This window comes from Metabacillus lacus, from assembly GCF_009674805.1.
Taxonomy (GTDB): Bacteria; Bacillota; Bacilli; order Bacillales; family Bacillaceae; genus Metabacillus_C; species Metabacillus_C lacus.
In genome coordinates this window covers 53,824-79,897 of sequence record NZ_WKKI01000001.1, presented here as the reverse complement: position 1 = coordinate 79,897, position 26,074 = coordinate 53,824, and the positions used below count along the sequence as shown (strand labels likewise).

Annotated in this window: 23 protein-coding genes and 1 pseudogene; all 24 read right to left on the bottom strand. The window is 42.8% G+C overall.

Annotation, left to right across the window (positions count from 1 at the left end):
• Window positions 1-16 precede the first annotated feature (16 nt).
• The 24 genes and pseudogenes from GJU40_RS00430 to flhA all read right to left on the bottom strand — a co-directional run bounded on the left by GJU40_RS00430 (window position 17) and on the right by flhA (window position 26,055).
• Window positions 17-319, bottom strand: coding sequence for a YlxQ family RNA-binding protein (locus GJU40_RS00430; protein WP_154305761.1), 303 nt, complete (start codon window positions 317-319; stop codon window positions 17-19).
• Window positions 316-591 carry an RNase P modulator RnpM gene (gene rnpM, locus GJU40_RS00425; protein WP_154305760.1) on the bottom strand — a complete coding sequence of 92 codons (276 nt, stop codon included), beginning with the start codon at window positions 589-591 and terminating at the stop codon, window positions 316-318. The genes GJU40_RS00430 and rnpM overlap by 4 nt, the downstream gene beginning before the upstream one ends.
• Window positions 592-648: 57 nt before the next feature.
• Window positions 649-1,683, bottom strand: a pseudogene (nusA, locus tag GJU40_RS00420) (transcription termination factor NusA); the annotation flags it as partial.
• Between the two features lie 81 nt (window positions 1,684-1,764).
• Entirely contained in the window at window positions 1,765-2,235 is a 471-nt protein-coding gene (gene rimP, locus GJU40_RS00415) for a ribosome maturation factor RimP (RefSeq protein WP_154305756.1), read from the bottom strand.
• 209 nt (window positions 2,236-2,444) lie between these two features.
• Window positions 2,445-6,761, bottom strand: coding sequence for a PolC-type DNA polymerase III (locus GJU40_RS00410; RefSeq protein ID WP_154305754.1), 4,317 nt, complete (start codon window positions 6,759-6,761; stop codon window positions 2,445-2,447).
• A gap of 101 nt (window positions 6,762-6,862) precedes the next feature.
• Window positions 6,863-8,566, bottom strand: coding sequence for a proline--tRNA ligase (locus tag GJU40_RS00405; RefSeq protein ID WP_154305752.1), 1,704 nt, complete (start codon window positions 8,564-8,566; stop codon window positions 6,863-6,865).
• A gap of 36 nt (window positions 8,567-8,602) precedes the next feature.
• On the bottom strand, window positions 8,603-9,862 hold the full coding sequence (gene rseP / locus GJU40_RS00400) for an RIP metalloprotease RseP (protein ID WP_343031318.1): 1,260 nt from the start codon (window positions 9,860-9,862) through the stop codon (window positions 8,603-8,605).
• A 16-nt stretch (window positions 9,863-9,878) separates the two neighbouring features.
• Entirely contained in the window at window positions 9,879-11,033 is a 1,155-nt protein-coding gene (gene dxr, locus GJU40_RS00395) for a 1-deoxy-D-xylulose-5-phosphate reductoisomerase (protein WP_343031317.1), read from the bottom strand.
• 28 nt (window positions 11,034-11,061) lie between these two features.
• The gene (locus tag GJU40_RS00390) at window positions 11,062-11,853 is read right to left on the bottom strand and encodes a phosphatidate cytidylyltransferase (protein ID WP_154305750.1); all 792 of its coding nucleotides are present in this window, start codon (window positions 11,851-11,853) and stop codon (window positions 11,062-11,064) included.
• A gap of 16 nt (window positions 11,854-11,869) precedes the next feature.
• A complete protein-coding gene (gene uppS / locus GJU40_RS00385; RefSeq protein WP_154305748.1) occupies window positions 11,870-12,649 on the bottom strand; it encodes an undecaprenyl pyrophosphate synthase in 780 nt (259 codons plus the stop codon).
• Between the two features lie 121 nt (window positions 12,650-12,770).
• Window positions 12,771-13,328: a ribosome recycling factor gene (gene frr / locus GJU40_RS00380; protein WP_154305746.1), complete on the bottom strand. Its 558-nt coding sequence runs from the start codon at window positions 13,326-13,328 to the stop codon at window positions 12,771-12,773.
• Between the two features lie 2 nt (window positions 13,329-13,330).
• The gene (pyrH, locus tag GJU40_RS00375; protein WP_154305744.1) at window positions 13,331-14,053 is read right to left on the bottom strand and encodes a UMP kinase; all 723 of its coding nucleotides are present in this window, start codon (window positions 14,051-14,053) and stop codon (window positions 13,331-13,333) included.
• A 126-nt stretch (window positions 14,054-14,179) separates the two neighbouring features.
• The gene (gene tsf, locus GJU40_RS00370) at window positions 14,180-15,061 is read right to left on the bottom strand and encodes a translation elongation factor Ts (protein ID WP_154305743.1); all 882 of its coding nucleotides are present in this window, start codon (window positions 15,059-15,061) and stop codon (window positions 14,180-14,182) included.
• A 112-nt stretch (window positions 15,062-15,173) separates the two neighbouring features.
• On the bottom strand, window positions 15,174-15,890 hold the full coding sequence (rpsB, locus tag GJU40_RS00365; protein WP_154305741.1) for a 30S ribosomal protein S2: 717 nt from the start codon (window positions 15,888-15,890) through the stop codon (window positions 15,174-15,176).
• 155 nt (window positions 15,891-16,045) lie between these two features.
• Window positions 16,046-16,522, bottom strand: a complete 477-nt coding sequence (locus tag GJU40_RS00360; protein WP_170289284.1) for a DUF6115 domain-containing protein — start codon at window positions 16,520-16,522, stop codon at window positions 16,046-16,048.
• A 57-nt stretch (window positions 16,523-16,579) separates the two neighbouring features.
• The gene (locus GJU40_RS00355) at window positions 16,580-17,341 is read right to left on the bottom strand and encodes a FliA/WhiG family RNA polymerase sigma factor (RefSeq protein WP_154305737.1); all 762 of its coding nucleotides are present in this window, start codon (window positions 17,339-17,341) and stop codon (window positions 16,580-16,582) included.
• A 20-nt stretch (window positions 17,342-17,361) separates the two neighbouring features.
• Window positions 17,362-17,853 carry a chemotaxis protein CheD gene (locus GJU40_RS00350; RefSeq protein WP_154305735.1) on the bottom strand — a complete coding sequence of 164 codons (492 nt, stop codon included), beginning with the start codon at window positions 17,851-17,853 and terminating at the stop codon, window positions 17,362-17,364.
• The gene (locus GJU40_RS00345; RefSeq protein ID WP_154305733.1) at window positions 17,846-18,475 is read right to left on the bottom strand and encodes a chemotaxis protein CheC; all 630 of its coding nucleotides are present in this window, start codon (window positions 18,473-18,475) and stop codon (window positions 17,846-17,848) included. The genes GJU40_RS00350 and GJU40_RS00345 overlap by 8 nt, the downstream gene beginning before the upstream one ends.
• Before the next feature lie 5 nt (window positions 18,476-18,480).
• Window positions 18,481-18,954, bottom strand: coding sequence for a chemotaxis protein CheW (locus GJU40_RS00340; RefSeq protein WP_154305731.1), 474 nt, complete (start codon window positions 18,952-18,954; stop codon window positions 18,481-18,483).
• A gap of 10 nt (window positions 18,955-18,964) precedes the next feature.
• A complete protein-coding gene (locus GJU40_RS00335) occupies window positions 18,965-20,989 on the bottom strand; it encodes a chemotaxis protein CheA (protein ID WP_154305729.1) in 2,025 nt (674 codons plus the stop codon).
• A gap of 20 nt (window positions 20,990-21,009) precedes the next feature.
• Complete coding sequence (locus GJU40_RS00330; protein WP_154305724.1) at window positions 21,010-22,056, bottom strand: protein-glutamate methylesterase/protein-glutamine glutaminase; 1,047 nt, start codon at window positions 22,054-22,056, stop codon at window positions 21,010-21,012.
• On the bottom strand, window positions 22,053-22,940 hold the full coding sequence (locus GJU40_RS00325; RefSeq protein ID WP_154305722.1) for a MinD/ParA family protein: 888 nt from the start codon (window positions 22,938-22,940) through the stop codon (window positions 22,053-22,055). The genes GJU40_RS00330 and GJU40_RS00325 overlap by 4 nt, the downstream gene beginning before the upstream one ends.
• Window positions 22,937-24,022, bottom strand: coding sequence for a flagellar biosynthesis GTPase FlhF (flhF, locus tag GJU40_RS00320; protein WP_154305720.1), 1,086 nt, complete (start codon window positions 24,020-24,022; stop codon window positions 22,937-22,939). The genes GJU40_RS00325 and flhF overlap by 4 nt, the downstream gene beginning before the upstream one ends.
• Window positions 24,019-26,055 (bottom strand): flagellar biosynthesis protein FlhA, encoded by a 2,037-nt coding sequence (gene flhA / locus GJU40_RS00315; protein ID WP_154305718.1) that lies wholly within the window; start codon window positions 26,053-26,055, stop codon window positions 24,019-24,021. Before flhA ends, flhF begins: the two co-directional genes overlap by 4 nt.
• Window positions 26,056-26,074: the final 19 nt, after the last annotated feature.

Below are 26,074 nucleotides of genomic sequence, written 5' to 3'. Positions count from 1 at the left end.
TTCACCCCCAAAAAAATTAATCGAGCAAGCTCCGCAACTTTGCAGCAAAACCTTGGTCAACTATTGCTACAGTTACTCTCGCATCTTTGCCAATCGCTTGTCCCAGGGTGTATCGATCCTCGACTTTCACAAGGGGTACCTGATAAAAATGACATTTGTCGGTCACTTTTTTAGCAGTATTGTCAGATGCATCTTCAGAGAGTATGACTAGTTTTGCTCTAGACTGGCGAACTTCTTTAATAACGAGCTCCTCACCCGATACAACTTTGCGCGCTCGATTTGCCAACCCCAATAACGAAAACCAGGGCTGATTATTCATTTCTGCTCCTTTTCAGCCAGGATCAGCAGTTCTTCGTAAATAGTATCATTTACTTCTGCTTTTAACTGGCTTGAAAGCACACTTTTCTTTATAGCTTTTTCAATTGTTTCCTTGTCAAGAGTCAGATAGGCCCCGCGCCCGTTTTTTCTGCCTGTTAGGTCGATTGACACTTCCCCGTCTTTGGATCTCACAATGCGGACAAGCTGCTTTTTAGGCTTCATCTCGCCGGTAACAATGCATTTACGCAGTGGAACTTTTCTTTGATTATTCAAGATAATCACCTCTTATTCTTGCTCGGCTGCATCTGCACTTTCGCTTGCAGCCTTGCTTTCTGCTGCATCAGACTCGCTCTTAATATCAATTTTCCAGCCTGTAAGCTTCGCAGCCAATCTGGCGTTTTGACCGCGCTTACCGATGGCCAAAGACAGCTGATAGTCCGGTACAACTACAGTGGTTGCTTTATCGGTTTCATTCACATTAACACTTACAACCTTGGATGGGCTGAGTGCGTTTGCTACAAACTCAACCGGATCATTTGACCAGCGTACGATGTCAATTTTTTCGCCTTTCAGTTCGTTGACGATTGCCTGAACGCGCTGTCCTTTAGGACCAACACATGAACCGACAGGATCAACTTCCGGATTTTCAGAGTGAACAGATATTTTAGATCTGTCGCCGGCTTCTCTCGCAACAGACTTAATTTCTACTGTTCCGTCGTAAATTTCAGGCACTTCAATTTCAAATAAACGCTTGAGAAGACCAGGATGAGTTCTCGATACGAAAATCTGCGGTCCCTTTGTTGTCTTTTCAACCTTTGTAATAAAGACCTTAATCCGATCATGCGGCTGATATCTTTCATTTGGCATCTGCTCGGCAACTGGAAGAAGTGCTTCAATTTTACCTAGGCTGACATAGATGAACTTGGAATCGATCCGCTGGACAATTCCGGTCATAATATCTTCTTCGCGGTCAATGAACTCGGAGTAAATAACTCCGCGCTCCGCCTCTCGGACACGCTGTGTAACAACCTGCTTTGCAGTCTGGGCTGCAATTCGCCCAAAGTCCTTCGGAGTTACTTCTATCTCAAGCACATCTCCAACAGAGTAATTTGGATTGATGCTTCTTGCTTCCTCAATGGAAACCTCCAGACGCGGATCATAGACCTCATCAACTACGTCCTTTCGGGCAAATACACGCATGGTTCCCACTTCACGGTTTAAGTCAACACGAACATTCTGAGCCTGATTAAAGTTGCGCTTATAAGCAGATATCAGGGCAGCTTCAATTGCTTCAATAATAACTTCTTTGCTGATGCCTTTGTCTTTTTCAAGAATGGTCAGGGCATCTAATAATTCACTGTTCATTTTTGCGGTTTCCCCCTTATCATCTAATGCATTACCGGCTGTTTTAACAGTACTTTCAGCACGCTAGCACCTTTTTCATAATTAAAATGTAACGGCCAGTCTGGCATTCGCAATTTTTTCAAAAGGAATCTCCACTCGTTTTCTTCTTGTCTTGATTTTCATCTCAACTACGATAAGTTCGCCATTATAAGAGAGCAATTCTCCTTCAAAGAGCTTTTCTCCATCAATCGGCTCATATGTTTTCACAGACACTTGCTTGCCGACAGCCTTTTTGTAGTCTGCTTCCTTTTTAAGCGGGCGCTCTGCTCCGGGAGAAGATACTTCTAAAAAATAATTATGCGGAATAGGGTCTATTTCATCGAGCTTTTCACTCAGCCGTTCACTGACAACACCGCATTCTTCTATGTCGACACCTTTTTCAGAATCAATATACACACGAAGGAACCAGTTTTTTCCCTCTTTTACATATTCAAGATCCGCTAATTCAAGGTGCAGCTCATTTAAAATAGGGTTAACCAGTTCTTCAACTGTTTCAGTTACTTTTTTACTCATGATTTCCTCCTTTTGATAGAAGCAAAATTAAACCCGTACTCTGCTGAAAAACCCTGCTTATTCAGCAGGGAATGGTATGTACGGCTATCGAAAATAACTTAACAAGCTCCATCAATAAGAAAGAGCGGGTTTCCCCACTCTTTGTCCTCGTATGCATAGCATTTCCATAAAAAATATAACATAACCAGGTTTTTTATGCAAATGTAATCCTAGAATAAGGAAAGCTGATTTTGATCCGGAAGTGCTTCCAGACAGCCGTGGTTATCAAGATACTCTATAAGCGTTTTAGATACCTTGCCCCTCTGCTGAAGGTCTTCTTTGGATAGAAACTCTCCTTCTTGCCTTGCTTTAACAATATTTAACGCTACGTTGGTACCGAGTCCCGGAATAGAATTGAAAGGCGGAATCAAGGTGTCCCCGTCAATAATAAATTCAGAAGCACTGGACCGGTAGAGATCCACTTTCTGAAGGGAGTAGCCTCGTTCGCTCATTTCAAGTGAAATTTCCAGAACAGTTAAGAGGTTTTTTTCTTTTGTAGAGGCATCAAGCCCCTTTGCATTAATTTCTTCAATTTTTGCCTTGATGGCAGCTGAGCCCTTAATCATTGTGTCAATTTCAAAGTCGTCCGCTCTGACAGTAAAATAAGCTGCATAGTATAAAAGAGGCAGATGAACTTTGAAGTAAGCGATTCTGACCGCCATCAGCACGTATGCGGCAGCATGCGCTTTGGGGAACATATACTTAATCTTCAGGCAGCTGTCAATGTACCAGGCAGGAACGTTATTCTTTTTCATTTCTTCTTCCATCTCAGGAGTCAGCCCTTTACCTTTACGGACTGATTCCATGATTTTGAACGCCAGAGATGGTTCCAGCCCCTGATAGATTAAATAAACCATGATGTCATCACGGCATCCAATTACATCGCTGAGCGTGCATGTCCCGTTATGAATTAATTCCTGAGCATTTCCGAGCCATACATCAGTTCCGTGAGACAAACCGGAAATTTGAACAAGTTCCGAAAAAGTCGTTGGCTTTGTATCCTCAAGCATTTGTCGTACAAAGCGCGTACCAAACTCCGGTATGCCAAGTGTACCTGTTTTACACAGTATTTGTTCCTGTGTCACACCGAGGGATTCTGTTCCGCTGAATATCTTCATCACTTCAGGGTCATCCGTAGGAATGGTTTTAGGATCAATTCCACTGAGATCCTGAAGCATTCTGATCACTGTCGGATCATCGTGTCCCAGAATATCCAGCTTTAAAAGATTATCATGGATAGAGTGAAAATCGAAGTGTGTTGTTTTCCATTCTGATCCTGCAGCATCTGCCGGGAACTGAATCGGAGAAAAATCGTAAATATCCATATAATCCGGAACTACAATGATCCCCCCGGGATGTTGTCCCGTCGTCCGTTTCACACCTGTACAGCCCTGAACAAGACGGTCTATTTCCGCATTCCGAAGGTGCAGGTTGTGGTCTCCAGCATATCCTTTCACATAGCCGTACGCTGTTTTTTCAGCAACCGTTCCGATCGTACCTGCGCGGTATACATATTCTTCACCAAACAAGTCTTTCGTATAATTATGAGCTTTCGGCTGATATTCGCCTGAGAAATTCAAATCAATATCAGGCACTTTGTCTCCTTTAAATCCAAGAAACGTTTCGAAAGGAATATCATGGCCGTCCTTCACATACTTTGTTCCGCATTGGGGACAATCCTTGTCAGGCAGGTCAAATCCTGAACCGACTGATCCGTCATTAAAGAACTCCGATTTTTTGCAGTTTGGACACACATAGTGCGGCGGCAGGGGGTTTACTTCTGTGATCTCAGTCATGGTTGCAACAAAGGATGAACCAACCGACCCCCTTGAGCCAACCAGATATCCATCATCAAGCGACTTTTTCACCAGCTTATGGGAGATCAGGTAGATTACCGCAAACCCATGTCCAATTATGCTTTTCAGTTCCTTTTCAAGTCTTGCTTCCACCAGCTCAGGGAGCTCATCCCCATATATTCTCCTCGCCATGGAGTAGCTCATTTCCCTCATTTCCTCATCTGCACCCTCAATTTTAGGAGTGTACAAATCATCCTTGATCGGCTTTACATCTTCAACCATGTCCGTAATCAGCTGAGGATTGTCAACAACAATTTTTTTGGCTGTTTCTTTATCCAGAAAAGAGAAGCAGTCCAGCATTTCATTTGTAGTCCTGAAATGCACGTCGGGCAATTTATGCCTGTTAAGCGGATTTGCCCCACCCTGAGAACTGACTAAAATCTGCCTGTATATTTTGTCCTCTTCGTTAAGGTAATGGACATTACCTGTAGCTGCTACGGGTTTTCCCAGCTTTTCGCCCAGAGAAACAATATTGGAGATGATTTCTTTTAGTGAGAATTCATCCTTAATATAGTCCAGCTCTATTAGATGCTGATAAACTTCAGGCGGCTGAACCTCCAGATAATCATAAAAAGCAGCGGCTTCTTCAACTTCTTCAGGAGATTTTTGCATCATTCCTTCAAATACTTCTCCCTTGTCACATGCAGATCCAACGAGCAATCCTTCTCTGTGCTTTTGGAGTACAGAGCGGGGAATTCGCGGAACTCTGAAGAAATACTGAATATGTGAGAGCGAGACGAGTTTAAAGAGATTTTTCAATCCGATCTCATTTTGAGCCATCAGTGTTACATGATGGGGCCTTGAGCGCTGATAAGCGTTACCCTGTCCCATAAAATCATTAAACTGGTTATGGTTCTGTATGCCTTTCTCAGTAGCATCCTTTAACATTTTCAGCAATAGATAGCCTGTTGCTTCAGCGTCATAAATAGCCCTGTGATGCTGAGTAAGGTCGATATCAAACCTTTTGCATAGAGTGTTCAGTCTATGATTCTTCAAATCAGGATACAGCAGCCTTGCAAGTTCAAGCGTATCAATGACAGGATTACCGGCTTTTGGTGCTTTCAGCAGCTTTTTATATCCGGCATTCAGGAAGCCCATATCAAAGCTTGCATTGTGGGCAACGAGAATATCATTGCCTATCCATTCTTTGAATCTTCTCAAAACCTCTTCTACTTCCGGGGCATTTCTGACCATATCATCTGTTATTCCGGTCAGGTCAATCGTAGTGGCGGACAGTGGATGATGAGGATTTGCAAAAGACTCAAACCTGTCCACAATTTCACCGTCTTTTATTTTAACGGCGGCAAGCTCAATGATGGTATCGTACACAGCCGACAGACCAGTCGTTTCTACGTCAAAAACAATATAAGCTGCATCATCGAGGTGTATATTCGCGTCATTATAGGCAATAGGCACCCCGTCATCTACAAGGTTTGCTTCGACACCAAATAGTATTTTGATTCCGTTTTTCTTTCCGGCAGAATAAGCTTCCGGAAAAGATTGAGCAACGCCGTGATCTGTTAATGCTATTGCCTTGTGTCCCCATTTTTTAGCCTGTGCTACGTATTTGCTGATCGACGTAACTGCATCCATTTGGCTCATTGGAGAATGAAGGTGCAGCTCAACTCGTTTTTCACCTTCCGGAGCAGTATCCTTGCGCTCTTCAGCCTGTATTTCATTTATGTCATTTGCAATCATGACCAAATCTCTGACAAATGTATCATTTTGAATGCTTCCCCGCGCCTTCAGCCACATTCCTTTTTTTACATTTTGCAGAAGAGCCGCATCTTCTTTGTCTCTTGCAAACATTTTGACCATGATAGAGCTCGTATAATCGGTGATTTTGAAAGTGGCCAGTGTTCGCCCGCTCCGAAGCTCTTTTGTCTCTGCATCAAACACATAGCCTTGAACCACAATTCTTCTCTCTTCATCTTCTATGCTCTGAATGGTTTTAATTTCTTCGCCTGCTTTAATAGGGTAGCCAATCATAACAGGTCCCGAAGGTTCTCCTGACTGCCCGGCTTCTTTCTCTTTTTCCATTTCAGTCACAGCCAGAAGTGCTTTTTGCTGATCTTCCTGCTCTTTTAGTTCACGAAACCGCTCTATCTCTTCAGCAGACTGCTGAACCTCTGTTTCGAGCTGGTATGCTGGAAACCCGAATTGCTTATAGCTTTCCTGAATGAGCAGATGATAACGGCGTTTGATAGCCGTAGCTTCCGTTGCACTTCTGGTTTTAACAGTAAGCTTCACACCTTGAATGACAGGCAGCTGTTCATTGAGAAGAGCAAGGATTGGAGGCGATATTTCATCAATGTCCTCAAGACATGCCTGCCAGTACTGAGGGGCTAGTTCAGCGCACTTTTCCTGGCTTGTACAAGTTATTGAGAATGTAGTGGACGCAATATGTGAAAAGGCCTGTGAAAGCCTTGCCTTGAATATCTGATAAACTTGAAACGGCAGAACCTCATGAAATGCAAATTCAAAATGCCATTTCTTGCTTTTCTTTTCTACGGTCAGCTTTTTAATAGCTCCATTTTGAAAATAAGGAAAAGATTGATCGTCCGTGAGGCCAATCTGCTGCAGAAGGAGCTGAAACCGTTCCCTGTGCTGCAAGGAAAGCTCTCCATCCATTTTATAACCCCCTTAACAACATTGAAGGTACCTCCAAAAGAGGTACCTTTTCCATTCTTATCATAATAGTAACATGTTTTTTAACTGGATTTTATAAAAAATTATTTTCCAATAAGGTCAGCAGCTTTTAAAGGCAGCTCTTCAACAGAACACTCAAAGCTCTCACCTGTTCTTCTGACTTTAATTTCCACGATGCCTTCTCCCGCACGCTTGCCTACAGTAATCCTTAACGGAAGGCCGATCAAGTCGGAATCGGCGAACTTCACACCCGCTCGTTCCTGGCGGTCATCATACAGGACATCAAAGCCCTTGCTGCGCAGCTCTTTATACAGTTTTTCTGAAAGTTCGGCTTGCTCTGCGTTTTTCGCGTTTGCCGAAAGAAGGTGAAGATCATACGGTGCTACTTCGGCAGGCCACACGATACCTTTATCATCATGGTGCTCTTCCACGATAGCAGCAAGTGTCCTTGAAACTCCAATACCGTAGCAGCCCATAATCATTGGCTGGCTTCTACCGTTTTCATCAAGATAGCTTGCATTCATTGCCTCACTGTATCTTGTACCCAGCTTAAAGATATGTCCGACTTCAATTCCCTTGGCAAACTTGATGACCCCTTCACCGTCAGGAGAAGCGTCTCCTTCCTGAATGAAACGAAGGTCGGAGAAGCTATCAATCTTGGCATCTCTGGATAGGTCGACACCTGTGTAATGATATCCTTCTTCATTAGCACCGCAGATCCCGTTCACCAAGCCCTTTAGTGCTTGATCAGCAAGAATGACTGCTTCCCCCTTCATATTCACAGGACCGATGTAACCTGTTGGAACGCCGAGAACTTTCGCTGTCTCTTCAGGTGATGCGATTTCTACTGCTGAAGCATTATAATGATTTTTAAGCTTAATATCATTAACCTCATGATCTCCTCTTACCAGAACGAGTATAAACTTATCATCTGCTTTAAATAAGACAGATTTAATCAGTTTTTCTTTAGTCACTTTTAAAAACTCTGCCACTTCTTCAATGGTTTTTTGCTGGGGAGTATGAACTCTTTCCAGTTCTTCAGACTGCTCATCAGTTCCCGGGCTGCCGGCAATTACCGGAGCCATCTCAACGTTTGCAGCAAAGGCTGATGAATCAGAATAAGCGATAGTGTCTTCCCCTACTTCTGATAAAACCATAAATTCATGTGTATCTTTGCCGCCCATTGCGCCGGAATCAGCAATAACCGCCCTGAAATTCAGCTGGCAGCGGGTAAAAATATTGCTGTATGCCTTAAAGAGGCCGTCGTATATTTCATCCAAGCTTTCAGAGCTGGAATGAAAGGAATAGGCATCTTTCATGATAAACTCACGTCCGCGGAGAAGTCCGAATCTCGGTCTTTTTTCGTCACGGAACTTAGTCTGAATTTGATACAGTGTTAAGGGCAGCCGTTTGTATGACTTTACTTCATCTCTTACAAGGCTTGTAATCACTTCTTCATGAGTGGCACCGAGCGCAAATTGACGTTCATGGCGGTCTCTCATTCTCATAAGCTCAGGCCCGTACGTATACCAGCGGCCAGATTCTTCCCACAGCTCAGATTGCTGAAGAGCAGGCATTAATAACTCTGCCGCTCCTGCATTGTCCATCTCCTCCCGGACAATTTGCTGAATGTTGGAAAGTACTCTTTGAGCAAGAGGCAAATAGCTGTAGAGGCCGCTTGCATTTTGCCTCATAAAACCTGCACGAAGAAGGAGCTGATGGCTTTTTATTTCTGCATCAGCCGGCACCTCGCGCAGTGTTGGAATAAACGTCATACTTTGCTTCATTTATAAGCACCTCAATTATTTTCAATTATTCTATTTTTAAAGGAAGAATCTTTGTATGTCATTCCATGTAACGACCAGCATCAGCAGCATCAGTAAAGCAAAGCCTATAAAATGGACCATGCCTTCCATATGGCGGTCAATCGGCTTTCCTCTTACTGCTTCTACGGCAAAAAACAGAAGCCTTCCACCGTCAAGGGCAGGAATTGGCAGCATATTTACAATGCCAAGATTGATGCTGAGGATGGCAGCCCAGCGAAGCAGGTTGATTACCCCAGACTGCGCTACGCGGTCTGTCATATCATAGATTCCTACCGGTCCTGACAGCATATCGATTGAAAATTGCCCAGTAACCAGTTTTCCAAGTCCTAATAGGATTTCTTTTGTCCACGTGTAGGTTTCAGTTACACCATACTGCAACGAACCGAGAAAGCTCTTTTCAACAGGGTTATAAGCACCTATTCTTCCAATTTCGCTTTCTCCCGTGTCAAATGCCTCAGGAACAACCGGTACTTCCAGCGTCTCTCCATTTCTTTCAACTACAAACGCTAAGGACGTTTCTGGATTTTCACGGATAACTTCTACAACATCCTCCCAGGATCTCATTTCCTGCCCGTCGATAGATTGAACAACGTCACCTTCCTGAAGCCCCGCTTCAGCTGCAGAGCCATCTGCCGTAAGTTTACCAAGCATAGGTTCATCTATTGGGGCACCCTGTATAAAGCCGAGCAGAAATAATACAACAAATGCAAGTACAAAATTCATTGCCGGGCCTGCGGCTATGGCAAGGGTTCTTTGAGACAGTGATTTTGAAGCAAACTGTCTGTTATAAGGAGCAATTTGAACTTCCTGGCCATCGACAATAAAAAAGGATTTTTCCGCAACGTCAAAACGCTGCAGATTCTCTTCTTCTCCCTGTTCATAGCCTGTAATCATCATGGCTCTTTCCAAATCTGCTTTTTCAACTTCAATTACTCTTGCCTGGGGGTATTTGTCTTTATTATTCAGGACAATTTTTTCGACTTTACCCTCTTTATTAAATAAGAGACCGATATTGTAGCCCGGTTTTACTTCTATGTTTTCAGGGTCCTCTCCGGCCATTCTGACATATCCTCCAACAGGTAGAAGCCGGATTGTATAAAGAGTTTCATTTTTTCTGTAAGAAAAAATTTTCGGACCAAAACCAATTGCAAATTCTCGGCACAGTATGCCGGCGCGTTTTGCAAGGACTAAATGCCCCAGTTCGTGGAAGAAAACCAGCGCACCGAAAATCAGGATAAACGCTATCACTGTATTCACTTACGTAACCCCACCTTTATGATAGTAATGAACCTACAAATCTTCTTGTTTCCAGATCCACTTTGTGTATTGTTTCCAAATCAGGCCTGCTGACGGCTTTATGCTGCTCCAGCGCTTTTTCCACCCAGTCTTCTATTTGAAGAAATGTTATTTTTCCGTTGAGAAATGCCGCAACTGCTTCTTCGTTTGCAGCATTCAGCACTGTAGGCATTGTACCACCAATTTTACCTGAATCATAGGCGAATTGTAAGCATCGATAGCGGTTGAAGTCTGCTTTTTCAAAATGAAGTTCACCAATTTCCCACAATTGAAGGGAAGATGCAGATGGAAGCGGCAGGCGGCCTGGATATGACATGGCATATTGAATCGGCACTCGCATATCCGGTGTTCCAAGCTGCGCCATTACGCTTCGGTCGTGGTATTCAACCATGCTGTGAATGATACTTTGTCTGTGAAGCAAAACTTCTATTCTTTCGTAGGGAAGACCGAACAGCCAGTGCGCTTCAATCACTTCCAGTCCTTTATTCATCATCGTTGCTGAGTCTATTGTAATTTTTGCACCCATAGACCAATTGGGATGATGCAGCGCCTCCTTAACAGTCACATCATTCAGTTCATCTCTGCTGCGGTCTCGAAAGCTCCCGCCTGAAGCAGTAACGATTAATTTTGATATTTCTTTTTTGTTTTCTCCCTGCAGGCACTGAAAAATAGCAGAATGCTCGCTGTCCACCGGCAAAATATCAACTCCGTGTTTCTCAGCTTCCTCCATCACAAGATGCCCTGCCGTCACAAGCGTTTCCTTGTTTGCCAGTGCAATTGTTTTTCCAGCTTGAATGGCTTTCAAAGTAGGAACAAGACCAACGCTTCCAATGACCGCATTCACGACAAGATCAGCATCATGGTAGACGGCAGCTTCTATGAGGCCTTCTTCGCCATAGGAGTACGTAACACCTTCCACTTCCTTACAAAGTTCCTGAATAGCTGAAAAAGTTTCTTTGTCCTTCACAGCCACAAACTTCGGCTTATATTTTTTAATAGCCTTGCTTCCCAGCTCCAGGTTTCCTCCGAACGAAAGAGACACCAATTGAAATTCTTCAGGATGTTCACTGATGACATCGAGGGTTTGCTGTCCAATTGAACCTGTTGAACCCAGCAGTGTTATTTTTTTCACGTTTTCACTCCTATTCCGCTTTAATGGCTTACAAAAGAATGATCAGGAAGTGCAGAATAGGCAGGACAAACAGCAAGCTGTCAAAGCGGTCAAGCAGCCCGCCGTGCCCAGGGAGAATATGTCCTGAATCCTTAACCTGATACTGTCTCTTTAGCGCTGATTCCACCAGATCTCCCACTTGTCCAAAAACAGACAGCAGGATGGTGATAACTATTAATTTTATGTAGGAATCCTCCATGCCTGTAAAAAATTGAAAGATTATTGCTGCCAAAACCGCACAAAGTATTCCCCCTGCAGATCCTTCAACCGTTTTGTTCGGGCTGATATCCGGCCATAGCTTTCTTTTTCCGAAAGACTTTCCTATGAAATAAGCCCCGGAATCTGTCACCCATATAACAATTAAGGCATAAAAAATATATTCCAAACCAAGATTTCGTGTTTCAATTAAATAGAAGAAACCAATTCCTATATACATGGTTGCAAGCAGGACAAACCCTACATCATCAAAGGAAAATCTGTTTTTGGTTGCCACTGTGTATGTTAAAAACAGGAGAATGGCTAAAAGAGCAAACTCAACCTTTGAGATATTTATGTTGTCCATGAGAATTATATGACTGTTGGGTATCAGTAAAACCCACAGTGTGAGCAAGCTGACAAACCCCGGAAAAGAGAACAGGTTAATCTTCTTCATTCTCAGCAATTCGTACAAAGAGATTGAAGCAAGCAAATAAACCATTAAAAGAAAAGAAATATTTCCGTACAGTACAATTGGCAGAAATAAGGCTGCCGCGATAATCCCTGTTAGTATTCTTTGTTTCATGTTTGTGTCATCACCCTTATATTCCGCCGAATCTTCTTCCACGGTGTTGATATTCAGCTATAGCCTGAACCAAATGCTCTTCTTTAAAATCCGGCCAAAGCACATCAGTAAACCAGAATTCGGTATATGCAAGCTGCCAGAGCATAAAGTTGCTGAGCCTGATTTCACCGCTTGTTCTGATAAGCAAATCGGGGTCTTTAAGGCTGCCTGACATCAGAAACTTTGAAAACATATCTTCATCAAGGGCAGAAGACTTCAGGGAACCTTCTTCAATTTCAGCTGCCACTGTTTTTACCGCTTCCATAATTTCCGCTCTGCTGCCGTAATTTAAAGCGAAATTTAAAACAAGCCCGTCATTTTGCTTGGTTTTCTGTATAGCCTGTTCTACCGCTTGAAGTGTATGGTCCGGAAGCCTGGTTTTATCTCCCATGATCCTGACCTGAACATTTTCCTGAATCAGTTCGGGCAGGAATGTTTCTAAAAACTCCTCTGGAAGCTTCATCAGGTAATCCACTTCAAGCTTGGGCCGTTTCCAATTTTCTGTTGAAAAAGCGTAAAGTGTAAGTGCCTTTACACCCAATTCATTTGAAAGCTTGGTCATCTTTCGGACGACCTTCATCCCCTCGTGATGGCCGGCTATTCTTGGCAGGGCCCGTTTGTTTGCCCAGCGGCCGTTTCCATCCATTATGATTGCAATGTGCTCCGGAACTTCCCGGGATTTGATTTCTTTTATTTTATCTATTAATTCAACCGAAGACTCTTTAGCCTTCCTGAATTTTTTTAAAAAGTTAAGCATGTGATTCCTCCATCACCGCGTTCACACTATAAGCCTTTAAGTAGTAAACAGTATTAACAAAAAAACCCCCTGTAAACATTAAGAGGGTCTTTTGCACAATACTATTGTACATACTTTTTCATTAAACTTCCATGATTTCTTTTTCTTTATCCTTAGCTGTATTGTCAACCTTGACAATATATTCATCAGTGAGCTTTTGCACGCTTTCATTGTGCCCGCGAAGCTCGTCCTCTGTAATCTCGCCGTTTTTCTCAAGCTTTTTCAGGTCATCATTTGCCTCACGGCGAATGTTTCTGACAGCTACCTTCGCTTCTTCACCGTATTTCTTAACAAGCTTAACAAGATCGCGGCGTCTTTCCTCTGTTAAAGCAGGAATTGTAATGCGAATTATATTTCCGTCATTAGTCGGGTTTAAGCCTAAATCTGATTTCAGAATGGATTTTTCAATTTCGCCTAAAATAGATTTATCATAAGGCTGGATAACGAGCATGCGTGCTTCAGGAACATTAATAGAAGCAAGCTGATTTACAGGCGTTGGAGCACCATAATAATCCACAGTTAGTCTGTCAAGAATAGAAGCATTAGCTCTTCCGGCGCGGACCGAGGCAAGCTCTCTGCTAAGTGAGCCTATTGCTTTTTCCATTTTGTCTTTTGCTTGTGATAATGTTTGATTAGCCATGTTTATTTCCCCCTTACAATAGTTCCGATATTATCGCCAAGTACTGCTTTTTTAATGTTGCCCTCTTCCATAATGGAGAATACAATCAATGGAATGTCATTATCCATACAAAGTGAGGACGCTGTAGAATCCATAACAGCAAGGCCTTCTTTTAAAACGTCAAGATAAGAAAGTTCTTCATATTTAACTGCATTTTCATCTTTTAAAGGATCAGCATTGTAAACGCCGTCTACGTTATTTTTAGCCATTAAAATAACGTCAGCTTCAATTTCTGCAGCACGCAGAGCAGCAGTGGTATCTGTAGAGAAGTAAGGATTTCCAGTACCAGCAGCAAAAATAACTACTCGTTTTTTCTCAAGGTGGCGAATCGCTTTCCTTCTTATGTACGGTTCTGCAACCTGTCTCATCTCAATGGAAGTTTGAACGCGCGTTTGAATGCCATGGTTTTCAAGACTGTCCTGAAGGGCCAAAGAGTTCATGACAGTTGCAAGCATACCCATATAGTCAGCAGTTGCTCGATCCATACCCATCTCGCTGCCTACTTTTCCGCGCCAGATGTTTCCGCCTCCTACTACAACAGCCACTTCCACTTCCATTTCTGCAATCTCTTTCACTTGTTTTGCAACAGATTGAATCACAGATGGATTAATCCCAAAACCTTGTTCACCAGCCAGGGCTTCACCGCTTAATTTTAAAACAATTCTATTATATTTTGGACTGCTCATAATAACCTCCAAGTTTTTCTTTGCAGAAAAGAAACAGTTTCAGCGTTTTTCAAAAACAGGGAACACTTGTGTGTTCCCCGTCTCTTAGAATCCTGCAAAATGATTCTGCACGGATGCTATAATTATTTATTTTTTTACCTGGTTCATTACTTCTTCAGCAAAGTTGTCCTGGCGCTTTTCTATGCCTTCTCCAACTTCAAAGCGAACGAAGCTTTTCACATTTCCGCCTGCAGCAGCAACAAATTGCTTCACCTTTTGGTCAGGGTTTTTCACGAAGCTCTGCTCAAGAAGGCAGATTTCTTCGAAGAATTTGCCAAGACGGCCTTCAACCATTTTAGCAACGATGTTTTCAGGTTTGCCTTCATTTAAAGACTGCTGAGTCAGCACTTCACGCTCGCGCTGTACTTCCTCTTCAGAAACCTGGTCGCGTGAAATGTATTTAGGGTTAACAGCAGCAATATGCATTGCTACATCTTTCGCTGCTGCTTCATCAGTTGTGCCTTCAAGCAAAGTCAGCACCCCGATGCGGCCTCCCATGTGAAGGTATGCACCAAAAGCATCTCCATCATTTTTTTCAATAATTTCAAAGCGGCGAAGAGAAAGTTTTTCTCCAATTTTTGCAATTGCGGAATTTACGTGTTCTTCAACAGAAGAACCGTTCTCCATTTTTTGAGCATTTGCTTCTTCAACAGAAGCAGGCTTGTTTGCAAGAAGGTGGTCTGCAAGTGTGTTAAGAAGTTCTTTAAAACCTTCATTTTTCGCAACGAAGTCAGTTTCAGAGTTTACTTCCAGGATAACTGCTGCGTTGCCGTCAGTTTTGATAATAGTAGATCCTTCAGCAGCGATGCGGTCAGCTTTCTTGGCAGCTTTTGCAATTCCTTTTTCACGAAGATAATCAATCGCCTGATCCATATCTCCATTACTTTCAGTAAGTGCTTTTTTGCAGTCCATCATACCTGCACCAGTTTTTTCACGAAGTTCTTTTACCATTTGAGCAGTAATTGCCATAAGAGCTTCCTCCTTTAATCATTCCATTGAATGTATGTATTTTTAAATCATTGAGCCATATTTTCTTTAAAAAAGGTGATAAAAGGTTTGCCCTCTTATCACCTTTTGCAAATTAAGCAGTTGTAGTTGTAGTTTCAGCTACTTCTTCGCCTTGCTTAGCTTCAAGAATAGCATCTGCCATTTTGGAAGTAAGAAGCTTAACTGCACGGATTGCATCGTCATTTGCAGGAATAACATGATCAATTTCGTCCGGATCGCAGTTTGTATCAACGATACCTACAATAGGAATGTTTAGTTTATGAGCTTCAGCAACAGCGATGCGCTCTTTGCGAGGATCGATGATGAACAATGCATCAGGCAGCTGCTTCATGTCTTTAATTCCGCCCAAGAATTTTTCAAGGCGCTCAAGCTCTTTTTTAAGCTGAACAACTTCTTTCTTAGGAAGAACTTCAAAAGTGCCGTCTTCTTGCATTCTTTCAATGTCTTTCAGACGCTTGATACGCTTTTGAATTGTTTCAAAGTTAGTCAATGTTCCGCCCAGCCAGCGCTGATTCACGTAGTACATGCCTGAACGCTCAGCTTCTTCTTTCACTGAATCCTGAGCTTGTTTTTTTGTACCAACGAAAAGAATTGTTCCGCCATTCATAGCGTAATCTTTCATTACGTGGTATGCTTCTTCAACCTTCTTAACTGTTTTCTGAAGGTCGATGATGTAGATGCCGTTACGCTCTGTGAAGATATATTTCTTCATCTTTGGGTTCCAGCGGCGAGTCTGGTGACCGAAATGCACACCAGCTTCAAGCAGTTGTTTCATAGAAATTACTGACATATGTGTTTTCCTCCTAGGTTTTTTTCCTCCGTTCAACATCATCTCTAAGTATAACTGTTATTATAACAGCACCAAATACTTAAATCTGTGAACGTGTGTATTAACACCAAGAGTAAATATAACATACTGACATCTCAGAATCAAGCTGCAATGTATCAGTTTTGACGAAATTTCAGAAGAAGCCTGATTTCCGTTTTACCTGCTTTCAGCATTTTAGCAATCTCCTCAATACTATAGCCTTTTTCAGCTAATTCCAGCGCTCTTTCTAAGTCGGGCTGCGCCGGTGAAGCTGAAAGCTCCAGCTGATCCTGTATGTGAGCAGTTTCAAGCAGGGGCTGATACTCTGTATCACTTTCTTCATAGCCACCGTTTTCACTGACATCTGTTATTATGTTTTTGATTGGGTTTTCAGCTGTTCTATTTTCAGGTCTGCTGATGGATGTCAGGAATTTGTCATTTTCCTCTTGAATCTGCAGCAAATAAGCGGCCAATGATTGTTCAGTTTCTTCAAGCATGCGTCTTTGCGCTGCTTCCAGATCCTTCAATGAGCTGTATCTGCTGAACAGCAGAATAATAAAATAGATGGAAACAGCATGTAAAATGAAGCTCATAAAAAAAAATATTGTCGTCATATCTCGATTATACCGCCCTTATCCGGGAGTTCCCTGCTGCTTTTAAGCAATTTGTGCTTATACGGCTTTCTCAAGGATTCTTCTAAGTTTGAATAGTGCTTTGGAGTGTATCTGGGAAATCCGTGATGTGGACAGCTCCATAACTTGTCCTATTTCTGTTAATGTCAGCTCTTCTTTATAAAAGAGGCTGATTACCAGCTGTTCTTTTTCTGACAGCTCTTCAATAACCTCTGACAGCTGCATGAGAAGTTCATCTTTTAACAGCTTATCTTCAGGAGTGACAGCTTTTTCATCCTTAATCATCATTCCCGGATGATCACTTTCATCGTGATCCAAAAGCTGGTCATCTATAGAAAGAACATTCGCAAAAAAGCCCTCATTCACAATGCAAACTACATCTTCTTCAGACATGCGGAGCTCTGCAGCAATTTCTCGGGGTGTAACATTACGAAGGTGCTTTTGCTCAAGCTTTTCAATGGCGGCATCTATTTTCTTGGCCTTTTCCCTTGAGCTTCTGGGCAGCCAGTCTTCCTTTCGAAGACCGTCAATAATCGTGCCCCGTATGCGGAATGAAGCATACGTATCAAACTTCAAGTCACGGCCGGGGTCAAATTTTTTGAGGGCATCGTAAAGCCCGTACATACCTAGGCTCATTAGTTCATCCTTTATCACTGATTTAGGCAGCCCGATTGATATTCTTTGTACATGATAGGAAACGAGGGGCATATAACGTTGAATTAAGTAATCTCCTGCTTCAGAATCTCGTGTTGCTGTCCATTTCTCCCAAATCAATTGCTCCTCATATGCTGCAGATATCATCGTTCTATCCCCCTTAAAATCTATAAATATTTTAATTCTTGATTTACCGTCTTGATAAAAAGGAGTGAGGTTGAAGGGTCAAATTCAACCGTCCTGCCGCTGCTGCCTCCTATATCGCTGGAAACAAGATGAATGTCATGTTTTTTCAGCTGTTCCAATATTGCCTCAACATTTCTCGGTCCTATTCTCATTAGGTCGCTGGAAGGCTGAAAACGAAACATCTGAGCTCCGCCAGCCATCTTTGCCTTTAACTGTTTGGTATCGCATCCCGCTTTTGCAAGCTGATAAACTGCTTCTGCAATTGCTGTATCAGCATATTTATATGGATTCATGACATCGGCTCTAGATAGAGAAGAATCCGGCAGCATAATATGGGCCAAAACTGCGGTTTCTTTCAGTTCATCATAAATAATGAGTCCCACGCAGGAGCCAAGCCCGGAAGTTCTAATAATATCCGGTGCTGCAGCAAGCCCAAGTTCTGCAATGCCCACCTTTATCACCTTTTTATTCATAAGAGCCCCCTAGTGATTCTGCCAAACACAGGATTCCGTCAGGATCAGGGAATAACAATATCTGCGCACCTGTGCTGCCCCCCGGATCTTCCTCCTTCATCACTGTCTGCAGCGCAATGGCACTATCATGCATAAGTGATACTTCCAGCAGCCCTTGGCTGATAATGGCACCGAACATGTCAACAGCAGCAAGCGGAACAGAAGGGTGAACTCTGAGATGGGTAAAATCCGACAGCGCAGAAAGATAGCTGCTGCTCAGAATATTGCCTATCTCTTTTAAAGCAGACATGCCTACTTCATTGTATGGCGGCTTAGCAAGGGAAAAAGAGTTATCCTTTATCACTTTCCTAATTAATGCTTCGGCAGCCGGCCTGTTCAAAAGTAAGTACATAGAACCTGAAATATCCCCTTCTAAACGAAGAAATACGCTTGCCACTATCAGATCTGGATCATGAAGCCACTCGTGAAGCTTGTTAAAAGAGACTACTTCTACTGATGGAATTGACATGCAGATTTTCTTGGATAGCAAATTTGACAGAGCAGTTGCAGCATGGCCGGCACCAATATTGGAAATCTCCTTAACAACATCGAGGCCTTTTTGAGTTATTAAAGGAGCACCCATACTAATTACGCTCCCTGTAAACCGGGAATTGCCTTTTCCCTGAGAACAGATTCAATGTTCAGCATAACGAGCAGTCTTTTGCCTTCTTTTACAACTCCGTCTATATATTCAGCCTTTAATGTGCCTACTACTTCTGGAGGAGGTTCAAAGGAATCTGCCTTAAGATCCAAAACATCATTTGCTGCATCCACTATAAAGCCCGCTTCCATTTTTTCTAAAGACACGATGATGATTCTTGTTGCATCATCATCAGGCTTTTCTTGTATTCCAAATCTTGACCTGAGATCAATAATTGGTGTTACAACTCCTCTTAAATTCATAACCCCGGTGATAAATTCTTTCGTGCCCGGCACTCTGGTGATATGCTGCATTTTTTCAATTGACCTGACTTGGTGGACAGGAATGCCGTACTCTTCATTACCAAGCTGAAAAACGATAATTTTTATATCATTGGACTGCTCTTCTGCCAATGTAATCATTCCTTTCTCTTTATTTAATCAGTGAGTTGCAGTCAATAATGAGTGCAACCTGCCCATCTCCAAGAATTGTCGCCCCGGAGATGGCGAATACGTTATTAAGGTAATTTCCGAGCGATTTTAGAACGACCTCCTGCTGTCCAATAAAGGAATCAACAACAAGTGCAGCCATTTTTTCTCCCTTTCGTACAATTACAAGGGATATATACTCTTTTGCCGTGCTGTCGCTTTCCGGAACTGAAAAAATGTCTTTTAAATTCACCACCGGAACGATGTTTCCTCTAAAATCAATCACTGTCTGATTGTGTGCGTGCAGAATTTCTTCCTTTTTAATTACAGCTGTTTCAATAATAGAAGAAAGAGGTACAGCATACTTTTCCTGACCAAGTTCCACGAGCATGGCAGAAATGATAGACAAAGTCAGCGGCAGCTGAATGGAGAATCTGGTGCCCCGCCCTTCCTCTGAATCTATAGAAATGGTGCCTCCAAGAGCTTCAAGGGTGCTTTTGACCACATCAAGCCCGACTCCTCTTCCAGAAATATCAGATATTTGGTCAGCGGTTGAGAATCCTGAAGAAAGTATTAACTCGAAAATTTGTTTTTCAGAGAGTGCAGAAGCCATTTGCTCTGTAACTACACCTCGTTCTATCGCCTTTTTCAGTACTTTATCTTTATGAATGCCTGCCCCATCGTCCTCAATATCAATAAATACATGATTTCCGCTGTGGTAGGCTTTCAAGATGATGGTGCCTTCTTCAGCTTTGCCGTTTCTGATTCTCGTCTCAGGCAGTTCAATGCCATGATCTATGGAATTTCTAAGCAGGTGAACAAGTGGATCGCCAATCTCATCAATCACAGTCCTGTCCAGCTCTGTTTCTGCTCCCACAACTTCAAGATGAATGCTTTTTTGAAGATCTTTAGCTAATTGTCTGACCATGCGGGGAAATCTGTTAAAAACAGTTTCAACAGGTACCATTCTCATATTTAATATGATTGATTGAAGGTCGCTTGAAATTCTGGACATGCGTTCCACAGTTTCTGCCAGCTCGCCATTATTGAGATCTTTAGATATTTGTTCAAGCCTGCCTCTGTCAATCACTAGTTCTTCAAATAAATTCATCAGAATATCAAGTCTTTCAATATTCACTCTGATTGTCTTGGAACCCGCAGTTTTTGTAACAGTTTTGCTGTCTTCTTTACCCTCTGTCACTCCAATTTCCTCAGACAATGACAGTATTTCGACCGCAGCTCTGTCGAGGTTATTGTCTGCTGCTTTTGAGAGAGGTGCTTGGTGCAAGTCAGCAATAATGACTGAATCTATTTCCGATACTTTGCTGATTTTTTCTTTCAGTTCTCCTGCTTCTTCTTTTGAAAGAATAACAGCTGTAAATTGCAAATCGAATTTTTCATCTTCAAGGAGATCAACAGGAGGCACGGATTTGATGACTTCTCCCGCTCTGTCCAATATTTCAAACACCATGAATGCCCTGGCAGCTTTCAGCAGGCAGTCCTCACGAAGCTGGACGGTAATTTCGTATGCATGAAATCCCTGTTCAGCAGATTGCTGGATGACTGTTTGTTCATAATCATCATAAATCTGCCTTGGGACTGGAGCTGGAGCTGGCGGAGCTGCAGCAGCAGTTTCAGATAGTGCTTCCAGACCATCTTCTATCATTTTTAGTTTTTGAACTGTCAGATGAACATCCTTTTTCCCGTCTCCGCCTTCCGCAATGGAAACAACCATGTCTTCCAGATGATCAACTGCCTCAAAAACAACATCAAGGAGTTCGGCGCTAACTTTGATTTTTTCGTTCCTGATTGCATCCAGTACGTTTTCCATTTGATGGGTCAAGCTTGCCAGGTCTTCATAACCCATTGTTGCACTCATACCTTTAAGGGTGTGGGCAGAACGGAAAATTTCGTTAACAATCAAAAGGTCCTGAGGTGTTTTTTCCAATTCCAGAAGCTTTTCGCTGCAAGCCTGCAGATGCTCCTTGCTTTCTTCTATGAATACTTCCAAATATTGATTCATATCCATGATCTTTACGCTCCTTATTTCTATAAATAGTCCAGAATTTGATCAGCAATGCTGTCCAAACCGACGATAGAATCTGCAAGTTGGGCAGCAATGACGGATTTTGGCATTCCATACACAATCGCAGTTTCCTTAGATTCTGCAATGGCTTTTGCTGGTGAGGACTGTTTTATCTTCTGCAGCCCCGAAGTTCCATCCGTTCCCATGCCAGTCATGATCACAGGTACCGGTATGTATCCTTTCAACTCTGCAATTGATTGAAACAGAATGTCTACCGAAGGCCGGTGCCCGTTACAAGGAGGATCCCGGTCAAGGAGAATTCTCAGCTGATCCCCATCTAACACAACCCGCATATGCTGCCCTCCAGGTGCTATATAGGCGGTTCCGTTTTGAGGAATTTCATTGTGTTCTGCTTCTTTTACTCTTATGCTGCTCAGTGAATGCAGCCGGTCAGCCAGAGACTTAGTAAATCCCTCAGGCATATGCTGTACAATAAAAACAGGTGCTGAAATGGAAGGAGGAAGACTGCTCAGTACTTGCTGCAGCGCTCTTGGGCCTCCGGTAGAAGTTCCGATGCAAACGATCTTGCCTGCAGTGTCTAATGGTTTTTTATCCTTCATTACAGACATGCTGAACTTCTCAGGCGCTTGCTGGATGATAACCTGATTTGTGAGCCTGCTTGCGGCCAAAATCTTGTCAGTCAGTTCATCCTTCACTTTATAAAGATCCAGGGAGATGCTGCCTGATGGCTTGGCAATAAAATCAAAAGCACCCTGCTCCAGCGCGAGAACTGTACTGGCTGCATTCTTATGAGTCACACTTGACAGCATGATAACAGGCTTGTTAAAAAAAGCCTTAAGCTTCGCCAGAGTTTCAAGTCCGTCCATCACGGGCATTTCAATATCAAGCGTAATGACATCAGGCTCCAGCTCCGCCGCCTTCAGCAAAGCATCCTCTCCATTCCTGGCAGTCCCCGCCACCTCAATTAAACTGCTGGCATTTAAAAAATCGCTGATCAGCTTTCTCATAAATGCGGAGTCATCAACTACAAGCACCCGCACTTTTTTCATTCTGCAACTCTCCCTTTTAGAAACAATTCTCTTAATTTAGAGATAAAAGGATGGGCTTGACCGGCTGCCTTTTTTCCTTCATTGTCATTGAAGCGTTCTGTATACCTGCCAGCTATGTTCAAAATTTCTCTGCCAAAGCCAGAGTTTGGATAAGCCTGCAGAACCGGAACTTGCTGCATAACAGCTTTACTGACCTTTTCATCTTCCGGCAAGCAGCCAAGCAGGACCGGCTGAATTTTGAGAAAATGACGGGCTGCAGCTGACAGTCTTTCGTAAGCCGCTTGTGCATTCTTAAGGTTATGGCTTCTATTAACTGCAACTAAAAATTGCGTATGTTCTGCGGAGAGGCAAATGTATTTCATTGCTGCATAAGCATCCATTAAGGAAGTTGGTTCAGGAGTTGCTATTACGAAATGCTCCTCTGCAGCCAGGAGAAATTTTAAACTATCGTCTGTTACTCCTGCTCCCATATCAAAAATAATGTAGTCATATTGATATAAAATGGGAGACAATTCGTTTATAAATCTTGAGAACTGGCTGTCAGACAATCTAAAAATGGATGAAAGCCCCGAACCTCCAGAAACATATTCCAAACCTTCCGGACCTTTTGAAATAACTTCTTTCAACTCAGTCTTATTATTAAAAAAATCAAGAATCGTATGTTCTGAAGATCTACCCATTAAAATATCAAGATTCGCCATACCTATATCCATATCAAAAAGCAAAATTTTCTTATGTTGTTTTTGCAGTGCTAAAGCAAAGTTTAAGGAAACATTGGACTTCCCTACTCCCCCTTTCCCACTCATCACAGCGATTGTTTTAGCTTTTGGTGTCTGTTTATACTGATTCAGTTTTTTGCGCAGCTCTTCTGCCTGATCTCTCATCTTTTTATCTCCATCATCGCTTCTACAAGAAGCTGCGGTGTTGCTTCTCTGATATCATCCGGTACTTCCTGTCCATTTGTTACATACGCTGCACCTTTGTCACTGTTTAAGAGAAAGTCATAAATCGTCCCGGCGGAAATCGTTTCATCCATCTTTGAAAATATGAATCTTTGAAACGGAATCTCTTGAAACTTTGCTGAAATCTTTTCGAGATCTCCAAGTTTCGCGGCTGCAGATAATACCAGATAAGCTTCAATGTCCTCATCAAAGCCAATGATATCAATCAGTTCCTGAACCAGATGATCATGATGATAATTTCTGCCCGCAGTATCTACGAATACAGCATCTTTGCTGCTGAGTGCTTCTCTGGCTTTTATAAAATCTTCTTTGTTATAGCAAATTTCCACAGGTGCCTTCAGAATACCGGCATATGTTTTCAATTGTTCAATAGCGCCAATTCTGTAAGTGTCTGTAGTGATAAAACCAATCGTTTTGCCTTTGTTCAGCGCAGCATCTGCAGCCAGTTTAGCAAGTGTTGTTGTTTTTCCGACCCCGGTAGGTCCAACTAAGCAAATGAATTTCTTTTTATAAGAAATTCCTCCGTAGGAAAGATGGCTGATACGCTGTAAAAGCTCCTGCCTTACATTGTCACTGCTCATTCCACGATATGCGTCTATTCCCAGTGCCTCTTGAAGCAGTGCTGCAGCTTTTGGAGCTTCTCCGGCTCCGAGCAGAATATCATCAGCAGGGCAGTTTTCTGAATTCTCCTCTATTTCTAATGATTTTATTGATTTTAAAAGACCTTTGACCTGCTGTACTTCATGAAGCAGCTCCATATGTGCTGTATGTTGTGAGTCAGCTGGCGGCGAGTCTATCGAAATTTTTTGCTTTGAATCTGCAAAGGAAGGTGCTTCCTTGTCCAGAGCGGCCACTACCTCTAAGTTTTTCTTCATGAAAAACCCCAGAAACCCGCCCCTATAAACATCCTTGGAATGCAGAATGACGGCATCGTCTCCAAGTTCTGAACGGATTTTCCGCATAGCGTCTGCCATGGAAGGAGCAATAAATTTTTTTACTCTCATGATATATTCACCACCCCGACGCTTTGAATTTCAATAGTAGATTCCAGCTCGTTATATGAAAGAACGGGAAGCTGGGGAAAATATCTTTCAACCAGCTGCCGGACGTACATTCTGACAGCAGGAGAACAGAGAAGAATCGGCGACTGTTCCTGAAGCGAAACCTGCTCAATTTCCCTTGCAACAGATTCAATAATTGACTGAGATACATCAGGGTCAAGAGACAGATAGTTTCCGTGTTCAGTCTGCTGAATACCTTCTGCGATCATTTTTTCAACTTTGCCCGACACTGTAACCACCTTCATGGAAGAACCGTCCTGTGTGTATTGATCCGTAATTTGCTTTGCAAGCGCCTGTCTTGCATATTCAGCTAATACATCTGAGTCTGTTGTCATCTTTCCGTAATCTGCCAGCGTTTCAAAGATGATAGGCAGATTCCTGATTGAAACTCTTTCTTTGAGGAGTTTAGCCATAACCTTCTGTATATCACCGACAGAAAGAGGGGCAGGCGTTACCTCTTCCACCAATATTGGATAGCTCTCTTTCAGATGGTCAATCAGCTGTTTTGTCTCCTGCCTGCCCAGCAATTCATGGGCGCTGTTCTTGATGCATTCTGTAATGTGTGTAGAAACAACCGACGGCGGATCAACTACTGTATAGCCGGACATTTCTGCTGAATCTTTCATATCCTCGCCAATCCATTTTGCCGGAAGGCCGAACGAGGGCTCAATTGTATCTATTCCTTCAATAGAATCATCCTCGATGCCTGGTGACATCGCGAGATAATGGTCCAGAAGAATTTCACCTCTGGCAGCCTCGCTGCCTTTAATTTTCAGCCTGTATTCATTGGGCTGAAGCTGAATATTGTCTCTAATTCTGACTACTGGAATGACTAAGCCGAGTTCAAGAGCAAGCTGCCGCCTGATCATCACGATCCGATCCAGTAAATCTCCCCCCTGATTGGTATCTGCAAGGGGTATCAAGCCATAACCGAATTCAAATTCAATTGGATCTATGCCAAGCAGGTTCACTACACTTTCAGGACTCTTCATCTCATCCACAACAACTTCTTCTTCCAGCGCTTCTTCTGTTTCAATTTCCCTGTTTTTATTTTTCGAGATGATATAGCCCCCCGCACCCAGCAATGCTGCAATCGGCAATGTTAAAAGGGGCCCGATCGGCGTACCGATGCCGAGAAGCAGTATCGTTCCGCCTGCAACATACAGCATGCTCGGATAAGCAAACAGCTGTGAAGTAATGTCAGATCCTAAGTTGCCATCAGAGGCAGCTCTGGTGACCACAATGCCTGTTGCTGTAGAGATAAGCAAAGCAGGAATCTGGCTGACAATTCCATCTCCGACAGTCAGCAGGGTATACAGGGAAGCAGAATCTCCGAAACTTAACCCCTGCTGCATCATTCCAATTACAATGCCAAAGATCATGTTGATTAAAACAATGATAATTCCAGCGATGGCATCACCCTTAACAAATTTGCTTGCGCCATCCATTGCACCGTAAAAATCAGCCTCTCTTGAGACCTTCTCCCTTCTTTCACGGGCTTGCTGCTCAGAGATCATCCCAGCGTTCAAGTCAGCATCAATACTCATTTGTTTACCTGGCATGGCATCAAGTGTAAATCGCGCTGCAACTTCAGATACACGTTCGGCACCCTTTGTAATAACTACAAACTGGATAATAATTAATATAAGAAAAACGACGAATCCAACTAAAACATTGCCTCCGACTACGAAGGTTCCGAATGTTTCAACAACCTTGCCTGCTTCTCCATTAGAAAGAATGCTTCTCGTTGTTGATACATTCAGACCAAGGCGGAACAATGTCAAAAGCAGCAGCAGAGACGGAAAGATAGAAAATTGAAGAGGCTCCTGCATGTTCATGGATGTTAACAGTACCATCAGAGCGAGCGAAATATTGGTAATGAGCAGCAGGCTCAAAAGCCATGACGGCAGGGGTATAACAAGCATTGCAACGATAGATACAACACTTAACAGTACGGTAAAATCTCTTGCTGACATAAATTTTCCTCTCCTTACA